The 15392-nt window shown below is 61.3% G+C and carries 14 protein-coding genes; 10 read left to right on the top strand and 4 right to left on the bottom strand.

The window, feature by feature from the left end; translation table 11 throughout:
* Positions 1–53 precede the first annotated feature (53 nt).
* The 4 genes from thrC to BSG20_RS00175 are packed head-to-tail and all read left to right on the top strand — an operon-like array spanning position 54 to position 6488.
* Positions 54–1610 carry a threonine synthase gene (gene thrC, locus BSG20_RS00160; RefSeq protein ID WP_420884113.1) on the top strand — a complete coding sequence of 519 codons (1557 nt, stop codon included), beginning with the start codon at positions 54–56 and terminating at the stop codon, positions 1608–1610.
* A 26-nt stretch (positions 1611–1636) separates the two neighbouring features.
* Entirely contained in the window at positions 1637–2935 is a 1299-nt protein-coding gene (locus BSG20_RS00165) for a M16 family metallopeptidase (protein ID WP_072370261.1), read from the top strand.
* A gap of 29 nt (positions 2936–2964) precedes the next feature.
* Positions 2965–3579 (top strand): GNAT family N-acetyltransferase, encoded by a 615-nt coding sequence (locus tag BSG20_RS00170; RefSeq protein ID WP_025582160.1) that lies wholly within the window; start codon positions 2965–2967, stop codon positions 3577–3579.
* Positions 3576–6488, top strand: coding sequence for a sensor domain-containing phosphodiesterase (locus tag BSG20_RS00175; protein ID WP_072370264.1), 2913 nt, complete (start codon positions 3576–3578; stop codon positions 6486–6488). The genes BSG20_RS00170 and BSG20_RS00175 overlap by 4 nt, the downstream gene beginning before the upstream one ends.
* A 27-nt stretch (positions 6489–6515) precedes the next feature.
* Here the strand turns inward: BSG20_RS00175 and BSG20_RS00180 are convergent, their stop codons facing one another.
* Both BSG20_RS00180 and BSG20_RS00185 read right to left on the bottom strand, forming a co-directional pair.
* Positions 6516–7568: a zinc-binding metallopeptidase family protein gene (locus BSG20_RS00180; RefSeq protein ID WP_072370267.1), complete on the bottom strand. Its 1053-nt coding sequence runs from the start codon at positions 7566–7568 to the stop codon at positions 6516–6518.
* Positions 7569–7706: 138 nt separating this feature from the next.
* On the bottom strand, positions 7707–8312 hold the full coding sequence (locus BSG20_RS00185) for a YqgE/AlgH family protein (protein WP_072370270.1): 606 nt from the start codon (positions 8310–8312) through the stop codon (positions 7707–7709).
* Between the two features lie 140 nt (positions 8313–8452).
* Between BSG20_RS00185 and BSG20_RS00190 the strand changes: the two genes are divergently transcribed.
* From BSG20_RS00190 to BSG20_RS00210, 5 genes are all read left to right on the top strand, one after another.
* Complete coding sequence (locus BSG20_RS00190) at positions 8453–9289, top strand: protein-disulfide reductase DsbD domain-containing protein (protein WP_083539845.1); 837 nt, start codon at positions 8453–8455, stop codon at positions 9287–9289.
* A gap of 69 nt (positions 9290–9358) precedes the next feature.
* Entirely contained in the window at positions 9359–9844 is a 486-nt protein-coding gene (locus tag BSG20_RS00195; RefSeq protein ID WP_072370273.1) for a peroxiredoxin, read from the top strand.
* Between the two features lie 264 nt (positions 9845–10108).
* Positions 10109–10849 (top strand): metal ABC transporter ATP-binding protein, encoded by a 741-nt coding sequence (locus tag BSG20_RS00200; protein ID WP_072370276.1) that lies wholly within the window; start codon positions 10109–10111, stop codon positions 10847–10849.
* A complete protein-coding gene (locus tag BSG20_RS00205) occupies positions 10846–11718 on the top strand; it encodes a metal ABC transporter permease (protein WP_072370278.1) in 873 nt (290 codons plus the stop codon). The genes BSG20_RS00200 and BSG20_RS00205 overlap by 4 nt, the downstream gene beginning before the upstream one ends.
* A gap of 18 nt (positions 11719–11736) precedes the next feature.
* A complete protein-coding gene (locus BSG20_RS00210; protein WP_072370281.1) occupies positions 11737–12636 on the top strand; it encodes a metal ABC transporter solute-binding protein, Zn/Mn family in 900 nt (299 codons plus the stop codon).
* 37 nt (positions 12637–12673) lie between these two features.
* On the opposite strand, the gene BSG20_RS00215 is transcribed toward BSG20_RS00210, so the two are convergent.
* Positions 12674–12982, bottom strand: coding sequence for a Dabb family protein (locus tag BSG20_RS00215; RefSeq protein ID WP_072370284.1), 309 nt, complete (start codon positions 12980–12982; stop codon positions 12674–12676).
* A gap of 237 nt (positions 12983–13219) precedes the next feature.
* Between BSG20_RS00215 and fdhA the strand changes: the two genes are divergently transcribed.
* Positions 13220–14410: a formaldehyde dehydrogenase, glutathione-independent gene (fdhA, locus tag BSG20_RS00220; protein WP_024314224.1), complete on the top strand. Its 1191-nt coding sequence runs from the start codon at positions 13220–13222 to the stop codon at positions 14408–14410.
* 160 nt (positions 14411–14570) lie between these two features.
* Here fdhA and BSG20_RS00225 read toward each other — a convergent pair whose 3' ends face one another.
* Positions 14571–15374: an endonuclease/exonuclease/phosphatase family protein gene (locus tag BSG20_RS00225; RefSeq protein WP_072370287.1), complete on the bottom strand. Its 804-nt coding sequence runs from the start codon at positions 15372–15374 to the stop codon at positions 14571–14573.
* Between the last annotated feature and the right edge of the window lie 18 nt (positions 15375–15392).

Raw genomic sequence — 15392 nt, forward strand, 5'->3', positions numbered from 1 at the left:
AAGTTTTTGGCAGGCCCAATCACTTGATGGCAGGCCTTTCGTGACAGTTTGCGATGGTCTATATCAGCGGCGCAAACAAAAATCGATTGGGTAAGAACCGTTTTGATGCACATTTCGGGATCGCAGGCGACGGCCGGCAGAGCAAGAGAGATGCGGCGCGAGGCATACTTTCCCTCCAACCCGGACATTCTCCGGCCGGCACATCAAGGATGACGACAGTGGATTATATCTCGACCCGCGGCGAAGCCCCTTCCCTCGGTTTCTGCGATGCATTGCTGGCGGGTCTGGCGCGCGATGGCGGCCTCTATGTACCGCGCAAGTGGCCGCATTTCTCGAAAAAGGAAATCCGCGCGCTTCGCGGCAAGAGCTATCAGGAGGTCGCCTTTGCGATCCTGTCGCCCTTCACCAACGGCGAAATTCCGGACGAAACCTTCCGCGCGATGATCGATGAAGCCTACGGCACTTTCCGCCACCCGGCGATCGCCCCGCTCGTGCAGACCGGCCCGAACAGCTTCATCATGGAGCTCTTCCATGGCACGACGCTGGCGTTCAAGGATGTCGCCATGCAGCTGCTCGCCCGCTTGATGGACTACGCACTGGAGCAGCGCGGCCAGCGCGCGACCATCGTGGGCGCCACCTCGGGCGACACGGGAGGAGCTGCGATCGACGCCTTTGCCGGCCGCGAACGCACCGACATTTTCATCCTCTTCCCGCACGGCAAGGTCTCGCCGGTGCAGCAGCGCCAGATGACGACCTCCACCGCCTCCAATGTTCACGCGCTTGCCGTCGAAGGCAATTTCGACGACTGCCAGAACCTCGTCAAAGCGATGTTCAACGACGCGCCGTTCCGCGACCGCGTCAAGCTCTCCGGCGTCAACTCGATCAACTGGGCCCGCATCATGGCCCAGATCGTCTACTACTTCACGACTGCAATCGCGCTCGGCGGGCCGGATCGCAAGATCTCGTTTACCGTACCGACTGGCAATTTCGGCGACATCTTTGCCGGTTACTGCGCAAGCCGCATGGGCCTGCCAATCGGCAAGCTGGTGGTCGCCACCAACGAGAACGATATCCTCGACCGCACGCTGAAAACCGGCCGCTACGAGATGAAGGCCGTTAAGGCCACGACCTCGCCATCGATGGACATCCAGATCTCCTCGAACTTTGAGCGGCTGCTGTTCGAAGCCTATGATCGCGACGCCTCCAAGGTTCGCGCAGCGATGGACAGCCTGAAGCAGTCCAGCGGCTTCGAAATTGGAAAGGACGCCCTAGCCTTCATCAAGAAGGACTTCCGCGCCGGCCGCGCCAGCGAGAAGCAGGTCGCCCAGACGATCAAGAAAACCTACACCGAAACCGGCTATCTTCTCGATCCGCATTCGGCGATCGGCACCTTCGTTGCAGCAAAGCACGAGAAGCCGAACACGCCGATGGTGACCCTTGCCACCGCACACCCGGCGAAATTCCCCGCCGCCGTAAAATCGGCCTCCGGTATTGACCCCGCGCTTCCGACGTGGCTTGCTGATCTGATGCACAAGGAGGAGCGCTTTCAGATTGTGAAGCCTGAGCTCAAAGCCATTGAGACCTTCATCGGCGAGCATGCTCGGGCCTAAGTAACGCAGGCGCAGAAAGATAGCCAATGACAGTTGAGTGCACCCGGCTCAAATCCGGGCTGACAGTAGTCACACAGACCATGCCGCATCTGGAAAGCGTTGCGCTGGGAGTTTGGATCAAATCAGGATCGCGCAACGAGACGACAGACGAGCATGGCATCGCCCACCTGCTCGAGCATATGGCCTTCAAGGGCACTGCACGCCGCAGCGCACGTGAAATCGCCGAAGAGATCGAGGATGTCGGCGGCGAGGTCAATGCCGCGACGTCCACGGAAACGACCTCCTACTATGCCCGCGTCCTCAAGGACCACGTCCCGCTCGCGGTCGACATCCTTGCCGATATCCTGACGGAATCGGCCTTCGAGGAGGAAGAACTCGAGCGCGAAAAGCAGGTCATCCTGCAGGAAATCAACGCCGCCAACGACACGCCTGACGACGTGGTTTTCGACAAGTTTTCCGAGACCGCCTATCGCGACCAGACACTCGGCCGGGCGATCCTCGGCACGCCGCAGACGGTGGTTTCGTTCACGCCGCAGCAGATTCGCGGCTATCTCAGCCGCAACTACACGACCGACCGGATGTTCGTCGTCGCGACCGGGGCCGTCCAGCACGACGAATTCGTCCGCATGGTCGAGCAACGCTTCGCCAGCCTTCCGACCTCTCCATCGGCAACGCCCGTCATGGAGCCGGCAAAATATATCGGCGGCAATATCCGCGAGACGCGCGACCTGATGGATGCGCAGATTTTGCTCGGCTTCGAAGGCAAGGCCTATCACGCCCGCGACTTCTACTGTTCGCAGATTCTCGCCAACATCCTCGGCGGCGGCATGTCGTCCCGCCTGTTCCAGGAAGTGCGCGAGATCCGCGGCCTCTGCTACTCCATCTATGCCTTCCACTGGGGCTTTTCCGATACCGGCATCTTCGGCATCCATGCCGCCACCGGCGGCGAGAACCTGCCGGAGCTGGTGCCCGTTATCATTGACGAGCTGCACAAGTCGGCAGCGACCATCGAGCAGAAGGAAATCGAACGCGCCCGCGCCCAGATCCGCGCCCAGTTGCTGATGGGCCAGGAAAGCCCGGCTGCCCGCGCCGGCCAGATCGCAAGGCAAATGATGCTCTACGGCCGCCCCATTTCCAACCCGGAGATGATGGAACGGCTGGAAGGTATCACGGTCGAACGCTTGACGGATCTCGCAGGACGCCTGTTCTTCGATACCGTGCCGACGCTCTCGGCCATCGGCCCGCTCGAACATCTGGCGCCGATGGAAGACATCGCCGCGTCTCTTTCCTCGCCCGCTCCTCAGAGCAAACAGGCCCTCGTCTGATCCGACATCCATCCTGCCGGGAGTGATCGATGCCAAAATCGGTTTTTCGGTTCCTGTCGCGGCAGCCGGATTCAGTGGAGCTCGAGAACGAGCACTATGTGCTGCGACTGCCGCGCTACCAGGATTTCAACCAGTGGCACAAGCTGCGGGCGGCCAGCCGGCAGTTTCTGGAACCGTGGGAGCCGACATGGCGCCGCGATGAGTTGACGGAGGGCGCCTACCGCGCCCGCGTCATCCGCGGCAAGCAGGAGTACGCCTCCGGCCAGGCCATTCCGCTTTTCCTGTTTCACAAGCAGAACGCGACGCTGCTCGGCGGCATCACGATCGGTTACATCCGCCGTGGAGCAGCACAAAGCTGTATGATCGGCTACTGGATGGGCGAGGCATACGCCGGCCAGGGCCATATGTTCGCCGCACTTCAATTGGTTATACCATACATCTTCGCAGGGCTTGAGTTGCACCGTATCGAAGCAGCCTGTATTCCAGACAATGCTCGGAGCATCCGCCTGCTTGAAAAAGCCGGGTTTCAGCGGGAAGGCTATCTGCGCGGATACTTGAAAATCAACGGTCAGTGGCACGACCATGTGATGTTCTCATTGCTCGCCACCGACACGGATAAAGGCAGGATAACCGACAGCCGATGACTAACAACCGCATGCTGCTCTCATCACCGGCCGGACGATTGATCGCGGTGATCGCAGCTCTCTTGCTGTCGGCCTTCATGCTAGCGGCAGGTCATGTTCAGGCAGCCGAACCGGTCAAGATCTCCCGCGACGATACCGCACTCGATCTGACTGCTACGACGGAAATTTACGCCAATCAGGGGGAAGCCTTTCAGGTCTCGACTGCTGCCGCTGCCGATGGTATCCGCCGCCGTATTGAGGTACGTGCCAGCTCCGACAACCATCAGGGCGACTGGGCCGTATTCGCGCTCGCCAACGTCTCCGACGAGCAGCTTGAGCGCGTGATCGTAGCGCCCCACTTCCGTCTCGTGAATTCGAAGCTGTTCTGGCCGGACCTCGGCTCGCAACGCATCATCGCCATCACGCCGAGCGAAGGCTTCGCACTCGATCGGCAGCCGAGCGACGAGGCCGACGTGTTCCGCATCACGCTCAACCCCGGTGCGGTGATCACCTTCGTTGCCGAACTGACGACGCCGGAGCTGCCGCAGATCTATCTCTGGGAACCCGACGCCTACAAGGACACGATCAACGCCTTCACGCTCTACCGCGGCATCGTGCTCGGCATTGCCGGCCTGCTTGCGGTGTTCCTGACGATCCTTTTCGTGGTCAAGGGCACATCGATGCTTCCGGCAACGGCCGCGCTCGCCTGGGCGGTGCTTGGCTATATCTGCGTCGACTTCGGCTTTCTCGGCAAGCTGATCAGCATTGCTTCGACCGACCAGCGAATATGGCGTGCCTGTGCGGAAGTCGCCCTCGCCTCCAGCTTCGTCATCTTCCTGTTTACCTACCTCAACCTCAACCGCTGGCACACGCATCTCGGTTACCTGACGCTTGCCTGGGTGCTCGGCCTGGCGCTGCTCTTCGGCGTCGCGATCTACGACCCGGCAATCGCCGCCGGCATCGCACGCCTGTCGTTTGCGCTGACCGCGACGATGGGCCTTCTGTTGATCGTCTATCTCGGTCTCAACCGCTATGACCGCGCGATCCTGCTGGTGCCTGCCTGGGCGCTGATCCTCGTCTGGATCTTCGGAGCCTGGCTGACGATCACCGGCCGGCTCGACAACGACATTATCCAGCCGGCCCTCGGCGGCGGCCTCGTTCTCATCGTCTTGCTGATCGGCTTTACCGTCATGCAGCACGCCTTTGCCGGCGGCGCGTTCCAGCAGGGTCTTTTTTCCGATCTGGAGCGTCAATCGCTGGCTCTGACGGGATCGGGAGACATGGTGTGGGATTGGGATGTGGCGCGCGACCGCGTCGTCACGATCCCGGATGTTTCCGTCAAGCTCGGCCTTCCGGCCGGCGCGATGCATGGCGCCGCCCGCAACTGGCTGCCGCGGCTCCATCCCGACGATCGCGATCGCTTCCGGGCGACGCTCGACGTCCTGCTCGAACATCGCCGCGGGCGGCTGAACCACGAATTCCGTATCCGCGCGGAAGACGGTCATTTCCATTGGCTTCTCATCCGCGCCCGGCCGGTGCTTGGCTCCAACGGCGAGATCATCCGCTGCGTCGGCACGATCGTCGACGTCACCGAACAGAAGAATTCCGTCGAGCGGCTGCTGCACGACGCGCTGCACGACAACCTGACCGGTCTGCCGAACCGCCAGCTGTTCCTCGATCGCTTGCAGTCCGTGCTTGCGCTGGCACCCGGCGGCGAGACGCTGCGCCCGACCGTGATGGTGATCGATATCGACCGCTACAAGCTGGTGAACGACACGCTCGGGATCGCCGCTGGCGACAATATCCTCATCGCGCTCACGCGCCGCCTGCGTCGTCTGCTCAAACCGCAGGATACGCTCGCCCGTCTCTCGGGCGACCAGTTCGGCCTCATCCTGACTTCCGAGCGTGATCCGACCAAGGTTGCCGACTTCGCCGATGCAATCAGCAAGGCGATCATGGTGCCGATCAACTTCGCCAATCGCGAGATCATCCTGACGGCATCGATCGGGCTTGCCTCCTTCGTTGATCAACAGGAAAGCGCCGCTGGCATGCTCAGCGACGCGGAGCTCGCGATGTACCGCGCCAAGCGCGCCGGCGGCAATCGCGTCGAGCCGTTCCAACCAGCCTTCCGCGATTTCGGCGCCGACAGGCTGCAGCTCGAATCCGATCTTCGCCGCGCCATCGAGCGCAAGGAACTGTCGATGGTTTACCAGCCGATCGCCGGGCTGGAGGACGTGGAGATCGCTGGCTTCGAAGCCCTTATGCGATGGGAGCATCCCAAGCGCGGCAGCATCCCGCCTTCGGAGTTCATTCCGATTGCGGAGACATCCGATATCATCGACATGCTCGGGATCTTTGCTCTGGAGCAGGCGACGAACGACCTGATGGGCTGGGAAAACCAGACCGGCGAGCTGCCGATCTTCGTCTCGATCAATCTCTCCAGTGCGCAGCTGCTGAACAACGAGCTCTACGACGACGTGCGGTCGGTGCTGGCGAAGACCCATTGCGATCCTTCGCGCTTGAAGCTCGAGCTCACGGAATCCATGGTCATGGAGAACCCGGAGCAGGCACGCCTTGTGCTCGAGAAGTTGAGGGACATGGGTCTCGGCCTTGCTCTCGACGATTTCGGAACCGGCTATTCCTCGCTGGCCTACCTGACGCGCTTCCCGTTCGACACGATCAAGCTCGACAAGACGATGGTGCGCGACGCCAGCGACAAGAAGGCAACCGTGCTTCGCTCCGTGATCGCCATGGCGCGCGAACTTGATATGAAGGTCGTTGCCGAGGGGATCGAGTCGAACGAGGATGCGATCGAGCTCGCCAAGATGGGTTGTACCTTTGGGCAGAGCTATCTTTTCGGGCCGCCAATGGCATCGGAATCCGTATTGCGCTTGCTGAAGGAGCGGTTCCCGCTGACGAAACGCGCGTAAGCTGGTCGCGGCAGCTTTGCTGTCGCGTCACTGGACGAGTTGATGCACGTATTCAAGCTTGGCCACCACAGGCGGTGACAGGACGAACGGATAGGAATCCGGCTGCCCCATGCTGCGCTGGATGGCGTTGATCGCCACGCTCAGCGGAATCCAGGCGCTGACAAGCTGCTCGGCGCTGCGCGCCCGATACGGCTTGAAGTCCACCTCCGCCGCCATCTCCTCATGTCCTCGGGGATCGATCGCAATCCCAAATGCGCGCGCCGCCTCCAGAGTGTCGACAATGTGGAGATAGTGGGCGAAACACTCGGCGAAATCCTCCCAGGGATGTGCTGCCGCATAGGCGCTGATGAAGTTTTCCTGCCACCCGAGCGGCGCGCCGTTTGCATAGTGGTTCTGCAGCGCGGTGGCGTAGTCCTGTCGCTCGTCGCCGAAGATTTTGCGAAAGTCCTCGAGGGCATTGCGGTCGCGAACCCGTTTGTTCCAGATAAAGTGTCCGGCTTCATGACGGAAGTGACCGAGCAGCGTACGATAGGGCTCGTTCATCGACGAGCGCGCCAGTTCGCGGGTGACGCCATCGGCTTCCGCCGCACGGATCGCAACCACCCCTTCTTCGTGGCCCGTCATCGCGGCAACGACGTTGCCGTCGCTCTGCACGGTGTCCTCGAGGAAATCGAACACCAGGCCGCCCTCTGGATCCTGCTGCCGATCCGGATGCGGAAGCTTCAGCCGCAGGAGGGAATAGAACAAGTGCCTCTGTGCCTGGCTGATGTTTCGCCAACGGTCCACGCCGTCCTGCGTGTTGGTGTTCGGTACCAATCGATTGTGGCGGCAGGCGACGCAGAAATCGCCGTCATCCCCCTCACCGAGCAGCCAATTGCAGATATCGAGCCCCGCATTGGCACAAAAGCGGACGGATCGATCCGGGCGGCCTGCAAGCTGCCACACATCACCGTCCAGGGGCTCCAACGCATGCATGGTAAGGTCATTCGGCAGGACGCCGAGCCGATGGTTACACCGGACGCATTGACGGTTGTCGAAATGCACGACCTGGTCGCAGTTGTCGCAGGCAAACAGTCTCATCGCGGTCCTCGCCTATATCATCATCGAAAAAGCCCGCGAGGCGGAACGCAGCGGGCGTGTTCGACTGTCGTCAGGCGGCGTTCAAAGCTCAGGCTTGCTGCGCCGGGCGCCAGGAGAAAATGCGCTCGTTGCCGCGGATTATGCGTGGCCTGCTTCGGCCGAAAGCATGGCAGCATTGATGCCCATGGTGGCCAGCGCGCGCTCGTACTTGTCGTCGAGGCCGCGATCGAAGATCAGTTCCTCGTTCGCCGGGCATGTGAGCCAGCCATTGTTTCCGACTTCGGCCTCCAGCTGGCCGGCGCCCCAGCCGGCATAGCCGAGCAGCATGGTGGCCCGCTTCGGTCCCTTGCCCTTGGAGATCGCCCGAATGATGTCGAGCGTCGCCGTCATGCAGATATCGTCGCTGACCGGAATGCTGGAATCGCACAGATAGTCGTCGGAGTGCAGCACGAAGCCGCGGCCGCTCTCCACCGGCCCACCGGTCTGGATTGGGCAGTCGCGCGCATGAGCGGGAAGTACGATCGCCTCATCATCTTTGATCATTTCGAGATGCAGGAGAACATCGGTAAAGGTCAGGTTCTGAGGGCGGTTTATCACAAACCCCATCGCGCCGGCATCAGAATGGGCGCAGATGTAGATTACCGTGCGGGCGAAGTTGCGATCCTCCATGGCCGGCATGGCAATGAGGAACTGGCCATCGAAGAAGCCACGTTCGCGTCTGTTTTTCAGGGTTGCTAAGGACATTATTCCTCCTGCTGCCAGACCGCACGAGGCCCCGACACCATGAGCATGAGCCAATGTCACAGATCAATCAACTGAAAATGAAAGCTTGAACGATGGTGAGTTCTAGCCGAGCATGGGGATTTTCAATAAACGGTTGATCCATGAAGACTATTTCACTCGCCGTTCGCCAACTCTGGCCCGCCTCGTGCCTGCTTGTGGCCATGCTGCAGCTTTCCCAGTCAGCGCGGGCGGAGACGAGCGCTTGGGCCGACAATGAAGGCGGTCGGATGCGGCTGATCGCGCTTCCGCCCGACGAAAGCGGGACGATACGCGCCGGACTGCAGATCGAGCCTAAGCCAGGCTGGATCACCTATTGGCGCGAGCCCGGGAACAGCGGCATTCCGCCGCAAGTCACCTTGTCGTCCGTGGGTGTTTCCCTTGACAGGATGAGCTATCCGATCCCGAAACATATCGTCGATGGAAAGGTCGACGAGGTCGCCTACGACGCGTCGGTGACGTTCCCGCTGCAGCTGACGGCGAAAAACCCCGCTGTCCGCGAGCTCAAGGCGAATGCCTTCATCGGCATCTGCAAGGAAATCTGTATCCCCTTTCAAGCCGAGTTGTCGCTGACCCTTGAGCCATCGGCGCAATCGCGCCCGACCGAGGAGGCAATTCTCAGGGACGCCGATTCTACCTTGCCGGAAGCCGCCTCTTCCGAATTCAAAGTCGACCACCACGAGCTGTCGACCGACATGAAGGAACTCTCCCTCAACATTACCCTGCCGGAGAGCGGCGAGAGCGCACCTGAGGTGATCGTGGCGGGCCCGAGCGGGTACGTCTTTACCAGGCAGATGGCCACCCACCGCGACGGCAAAAGCTTTGCGACAACGCTTTCCGTTGGCAAGCTTCCCAAGGGATACGATGTCCATGGAAAGACATGGAGCGCACTCATCATCGACGGAGCGCGCGCCATCGAGGCACCGCTTGCCTTTGAGTGATCGCGTTCTATAGTCGCGCCCAAATCGCGGTATTTGCGCCGCCTGAGTAGACATGACAAGGAGACGACCATGACCATCGCAATCGGCGACAAGCTTCCTACGGCCACCTTCAAGGAAAAGACGTCGGATGGCCCGGTCGAAATCACGACGGAGCAACTCTTCAAGGGCAAGCGCGTTGTCCTCTTTGCGGTCCCTGGCGCGTTTACGCCCACCTGCTCGCTGAACCATCTGCCGGGTTATCTGGAGAACCGCGATACCATTCTTTCCAGGGGCGTTGATGACATCGCCGTCGTCGCCGTCAACGATTGGCACGTGATGGGGGCCTGGGCTCAGTCCTCCGGCGGCATGGGCAAGATCCACTTCCTTGCCGACTGGGATGCAGGTTTTACCAAAGCCCTCGGTCTCGACACCGATCTTTCGACCGGCGGCCTTGGCGTGCGATCAAAGCGCTACTCCATGCTGGTCGAGGACGGCGTCGTGAAATCGCTGAACATCGAAGAGAGCCCCGGTCAGGCCACCGTTTCCGGCGCCGCGACCATGCTGGGGCAACTGTAAGCCTTCGCATCTCGATCATCAGAAAGCGGCCCTGCGGCCGCTTTTTTTGTTTTCACATCTAAGATCGACCATCGCCACCTTTTCGCCTTAATCGTTATAACATAACTGTAATGTTATTACATTTTGGTGCGATATGCGTTTCTCAAAGAATCGAGATCATATTCCGGCGGGGCTGATGGAGCTTTCTGCCGTGCGTCGTATCTTCTACGTCGCGTTGATCAGCCTCCCGCTCTTTGCGGCGATCCACTGGGCGACGCTGCTGCCATGAGCACCGCCGCGATCGAACTTGTGGATCTGACCGTCGCCTACGAGCGGCATCCCGCCGTCCATCACGTCTCCGGAACGATTGCGGCTGGAAGCCTGACCGCGATCGCCGGCCCGAATGGAGCCGGCAAATCCAGCCTGCTGAAGGCCATCATCGGTGAACTTCGTCCCACCTCGGGGATGGTCAGGCACGAGTTGAAGCGCACCGATTTCGGCTACCTGCCACAAGCTGCCGACATCAACCGCCGGTTCCCGATTTCGGTGCTCGACACGGTCCTGTTGGGATCCTGGCGGCAAACTGGAGCCTTCGGCTGCGTCGTACCGGCGGCGCGAAACAGAGCGCACGAGGCGCTTGGCGTGGTCGGACTGGAAGGCTTCGAGAGGCGCAGCATTGGGTCCCTCTCTGCCGGCCAGTTTCAGCGCGTTCTGTTTGCGCGACTTCTCCTGCAGGATGCCAGCGTCATTCTTCTCGACGAGCCGTTCACCGCCATCGATGCTCGCACGACGCGGGATCTGCTGGACATCGTCGCACGCTGGCACGCCGAAGGGCGCACGGTACTCGCCGTCCTTCATGATTTCGAGCAAGTCCGGGCGCATTTTCCGCAAACGCTCCTGCTTGCGCGCGAAACCATCGGCTGGGGCGCGACGGCAGACGTGATGTCTCCCCTCAACCTTCGCAAAGCGCGTGCCATGGCCGAGCGGTGGGACGAAAGCGCCGGCATGTGCGAGCCCGCAGCATGACGGCTTATGATCTCCTTTTCGCGCCCTTCGCCGACTACGGCTTCATGCGCCGCGCGCTTGTCGCCTGCCTGTGCCTGGGACTTGGCTCCGGTCCGATCGGGGTCTTCCTGATGTTGCGGCGCATGAGTCTCGTCGGCGATGCGATGAGCCATGCCGTGCTGCCTGGCGCCGCCATCGGCTATCTTGTTGCCGGCTCGCTCTCGCTGACGGCAATGGGCCTCGGCGGGCTCGTTGCCGGGCTTTCGGTTGCAGTCCTGTCGGGCATGGTCAGCCGCGTGACCTCCTTGCAAGAGGATGCGAGCTTCGCCAGTTTCTACCTGTCCTCGCTGGCGCTCGGCGTCCTCATCGTTTCGTTGCGCGGTTCGAATATCGACCTGTTGCACGTCCTCTTCGGCACCATCCTCGCAATCGACAGTCCGGCCCTTTATGAGATCGGCGCCATCAGCACGGTGACACTGGCCGTGCTCGCGATCATCTACAGGCCGCTGGTCGCGGAATGCTTCGATCCCGGTTTCCTTAGGGCCATCGGCGGGCGCGGACCGATCTATCACTTTCTCTTCCTGCTGTTGGTCGTGCTTAATCTGGTCGCCAGTTTCCAAGCCTTGGGGACGCTGATGGCGGTCGGCCTGATGATGCTACCGTCGGCGATCGCACAACTCTGGTCACGCAAGCTCCCGTCCATGATGGCGATTGCGGCTGCGAGCGCAACTGCCGCAGGCTATCTCGGGCTCGTCGCCTCCTACCATCTCGAACTCGCGTCCGGACCGACGATCATCATGACGGCGGCGCTGATCTACGGCCTTTCGATTTTCCTCGCCCCGTCGGGCCTCGCCCGGCGGTATTTCCCTCGCCCGCACCTGAAGGGCTGATAACCCCGGAGACTTTGCATGATTTCCCGCAAACTGCTTCTCTCAGTGATGATCCCGGCGCTGGTGGCGCTGTCGACGACGTCGGCTTCCGCCGCGCCGCTGAAGGTCGTCGCCTCCTTCACCGTGCTTGCCGACGTGGTCCACCAAGTCGGTGGCGACCACGTAACGGTCACGAGCCTCGTCGGCCCGAACGGCGATCCCCATGAGTTTGAACCATCGCCAAGCGACGCGAAGAACCTCAATGTGGCACAGATCGCTTTCGTCAGCGGCGATGGTCTGGAGGCCTGGATGGATCGCTTGATCAGCGCCTCAGGCTACAAGGGCAAGCCGGTCGTCGTCTCAGACGGGATAAAGTTCCGGACCATGGACGAGGATGGGCAAACCGTGACCGATACGCATGTCTGGAACAGCCCCGTCAATGTCAAGGTCTGGGTCGCCAACATCGAGCAAGCGCTTGCGAAGGCAGCTCCGGCAGATGCGGCGGCGTTCAAAACCAATGCCGAGACCTTCATGAAGAAGCTCGATGCGCTCGATGCCTACGCGCATTCGAAACTCGGAAAGATCGCGCTGGACCATCGCAAGGTCCTGACCAGCCACGACGCCTTCGGCTATTTCGGGCGTGAATACGGCGTGCAGTTCCTCGCGCCGATCGGCGTATCGACGGAGAGCGAAGCCTCGGCCGCCGAGATCGCCAAGCTGATCGAACAGATCAGGGCCGAGCACGTGAAGACGTACTTCTTCGAGAACTCCAACGACCCGCGTCTCGTCAGGCAGATTGCCAAGGCGACAGGCGCCGAGCCCGGTGGCGAGCTCTATGTCGAATCTCTTTCCGACGCCGAAGGACCTGCATCAACCTACGAAAAGATGTTCCGCTATAATGTCGACCAACTCGTGGCGGCCATGGCAAAGGCCAGTTGACGGCAAACACCGGGTCGCGCAAAGACGCGGCCCGGCCTCAACAATTGAGATCGAAAACGATCAAGCCACCCAATCCGCCATCTGTCGAGGAGACGATTCGCTCGCCGACATCCACATGCTGCGGATGCACAAGGTAGGCATCGCGCGCCTCGGCACTTTCGAACGTCACGGCAAAACCGTCAACGTAACCGGCATGCAGACCTTCCGGCGAGACGTTCGGACCGTATTTGATATCGATGATGCCGGGGATAACCTGCTGCAACGCGACGATCGATTCAAATAAGGACTGCTTCTCTTCGGCCGTCATCGCGGCTTTCAACCGCATCAGCACGCAGTGCAGGATCATATGGCATCCTCCCAAACAACATTGCCTGCAAACATAGAGAGAGAAGTGTCGACGGGGCAACAATAAAGCCTGCTCTCAACAGGAAACGAAGCCCTCCGCGGCCGACGACCATTTCCGTCCCTCAAACCGTCGTAATCGGAACGGTGCTGCGGTCATTCTTCGCTAGTCTGTCATCAACGGCCGTATGGGGTTGAGGAGCCACACACGGTCGGCAGCTTTTCAACGGAGGAGATGGAAATGAGCAAGAACCGAGGCGTCGTCTATATGCGACCCGGCAAGGTCGAAATCCACGACATCGACGATCCGAAGCTTGAAGCGCCCGATGGCCGCAGAATCGAGCACGGTGTCATCCTGAAAGTGATTTCCACCAATATCTGCGGGTCGGACCAGCACATGGTCCGCGGCCGCACCACTGCCATGCCCGGCCTCGTCCTCGGTCACGAGATCACCGGTGAGATCATCGAAAAAGGCATCGACGTGGAGATGCTCGAGGTCGGCGATATCGTCTCCGTGCCGTTCAACGTCGCCTGCGGCCGCTGCCGTTGCTGCAAGTCGCAGGACACCGGCGTCTGCCTGACGGTCAACCCGTCGCGCGCCGGCGGTGCCTATGGTTATGTCGATATGGGCGGCTGGATCGGCGGACAGGCCCGCTACGTCACCATTCCCTATGCCGATTTCAATCTGCTGAAATTCCCCGATCGCGACCGGGCGATGGAGAAGATCCGCGACCTGACCATGCTTTCGGACATCCTGCCAACCGGCTTCCACGGCGCGGTGCGCGCCGGCGTCGGCGTCGGATCCACCGTCTATGTTGCCGGTGCCGGCCCCGTCGGGCTCGCGGCAGCTGCTTCCGCCCGCATTCTTGGCGCCGCTGTCGTGATGATCGGCGACTTCAACAAGGATCGCCTTGCCCATGCAGCCAAGGTTGGCTTCGAACCGATCGATCTTTCGAAGAGCGATCGCCTGGGCGACATGATCGCGCAGGTGACCGGCAGCAACGAGGTGGATAGCGCCATTGACGCCGTCGGCTTCGAGGCGCGCGGCCATAGCGGCGGCGAACAGCCGGCGATCGTGCTGAACCAGATGATGGAAATCACACGCGCGGCCGGCTCAATCGGCATACCCGGCCTCTACGTGACCGAGGATCCGGGTGCCGTCGACAATGCCGCCAAGCACGGCAACCTGTCGCTGCGCTTCGGCCTAGGGTGGGCAAAGGCCCAGTCCTTCCATACGGGTCAGACGCCAGTGCTGAAGTACAATCGCCAGCTCATGCAGGCGATCCTGCACGACCGGTTGCCGATTGCCGATATCGTCAATGCCAAGGTCATTCCTCTCGAAGAGGCGGTGCAGGGCTACGAAAGCTTCGACCACGGCGCAGCGACGAAGTTCGTCCTTGATCCGCATGGCGAGGTCGCCAAGGCAGCGTAATCGATAAGCCTCCCAGGCTTTTGGCAGGGAGCGACGTATCGCCCCCTGCCCCCTCATGGGCAAATAGCCCGCTCGCGTTGTGGCCGATGCCGAGGGCCACGGGCGCGATGGTACGGATATGCTCGGCGTCGCCCCGAACGGCTGCTGCGGCAAGGCTTGCCTATTCAAGCTCCAGCAGAAGGGCACGATGGTCGGAAACCTCAGGCTGCTCGACGACCTCGAAGGACCTGACCTCCACATCGGCGCTCACCAGCATGTAGTCGGCGTAGCGGCCTTCCTTCACGTAGTGCGAGGTTCTCGTGTCCGTGTGGCCGCGGAATGTCACGAGGTCGCTGAGGCCGAGCGCGGCAAGTGCTTGGAACATCCCGCTTTCGGGGAGAACGTTGAAGTCGCCACAGACGACCAGCGGCTCGCCTTCGCGCCATATGCGGCGGATGAGAGCGACCAAGGCATGCGCCTGCCCGCGACGCGCCGGTGTGTCGCCCTTGCCGGCAAGATCGCGCAGGCCGTGCAGCTGGGAGACGGTGATCGCGCGGTTGGCGCGATAATCGAACAGGCGAAGGCAATGGGCGTTACGCGCCCGAGGATGCGGCCCATAGCCATCACCCGAGAAGTCGCCATGGACGAAATCCGTGGCCTGGCCGATGACCGGAAGAGACGCGCGCACGAAAGTCGCCAGACCGAATTCCGACATGACCGACGCATCGCCCTCGAAAAGCTCGCCTCTGGCGGTCGGCGCGAAGAACGCATCGTGCGTGGGAAGGATCGCCTTGATCTCGGCAAACAGATTGGCGCGCTGCGGCAGGATATGGCTGCCGTCGCGGTAGACCAGCCAGTCACTGGCAACGGCAATAGAACGGGTGATTTCCTGTAGGCAGAGAACATCGGCGTTGATCTCGGCGAGGTAGTGAAGCAACGGCGCATGCAGCTTTCCACCCCATGCATTCAGCGAGACAATCCGCACGGCATTCCTCCCCGCTTC

The organism is Rhizobium tibeticum (assembly GCF_900110205.1).
GTDB lineage: Bacteria > Pseudomonadota > Alphaproteobacteria > Rhizobiales > Rhizobiaceae > Rhizobium > Rhizobium tibeticum.

What these genes read in the sequence shown, in the direction of transcription:
- BSG20_RS00180 (WP_072370267.1), bottom strand. Translation starts at nt 7,568, where the DNA reads ATGAGACTGTTTGCCTGCGACAACTGCGACCAGGTCGTGCATTTCGAC.
- BSG20_RS00185 (WP_072370270.1), bottom strand. Translation starts at nt 8,312, where the DNA reads ATGTCCTTAGCAACCCTGAAAAACAGACGCGAACGTGGCTTCTTCGAT.
- BSG20_RS00190 (WP_083539845.1), top strand. Translation starts at nt 8,453, where the DNA reads ATGAAGACTATTTCACTCGCCGTTCGCCAACTCTGGCCCGCCTCGTGC.
- BSG20_RS00165 (WP_072370261.1), top strand. Translation starts at nt 1,637, where the DNA reads ATGACAGTTGAGTGCACCCGGCTCAAATCCGGGCTGACAGTAGTCACA.
- BSG20_RS00210 (WP_072370281.1), top strand. Translation starts at nt 11,737, where the DNA reads ATGATTTCCCGCAAACTGCTTCTCTCAGTGATGATCCCGGCGCTGGTG.
- BSG20_RS00205 (WP_072370278.1), top strand. Translation starts at nt 10,846, where the DNA reads ATGACGGCTTATGATCTCCTTTTCGCGCCCTTCGCCGACTACGGCTTC.
- BSG20_RS00195 (WP_072370273.1), top strand. Translation starts at nt 9,359, where the DNA reads ATGACCATCGCAATCGGCGACAAGCTTCCTACGGCCACCTTCAAGGAA.
- BSG20_RS00200 (WP_072370276.1), top strand. Translation starts at nt 10,109, where the DNA reads ATGAGCACCGCCGCGATCGAACTTGTGGATCTGACCGTCGCCTACGAG.
- BSG20_RS00175 (WP_072370264.1), top strand. Translation starts at nt 3,576, where the DNA reads ATGACTAACAACCGCATGCTGCTCTCATCACCGGCCGGACGATTGATC.
- BSG20_RS00170 (WP_025582160.1), top strand. Translation starts at nt 2,965, where the DNA reads ATGCCAAAATCGGTTTTTCGGTTCCTGTCGCGGCAGCCGGATTCAGTG.
- thrC (WP_420884113.1), top strand. Translation starts at nt 54, where the DNA reads ATGGTCTATATCAGCGGCGCAAACAAAAATCGATTGGGTAAGAACCGT.
- fdhA (WP_024314224.1), top strand. Translation starts at nt 13,220, where the DNA reads ATGAGCAAGAACCGAGGCGTCGTCTATATGCGACCCGGCAAGGTCGAA.
- BSG20_RS00215 (WP_072370284.1), bottom strand. Translation starts at nt 12,982, where the DNA reads ATGATCCTGCACTGCGTGCTGATGCGGTTGAAAGCCGCGATGACGGCC.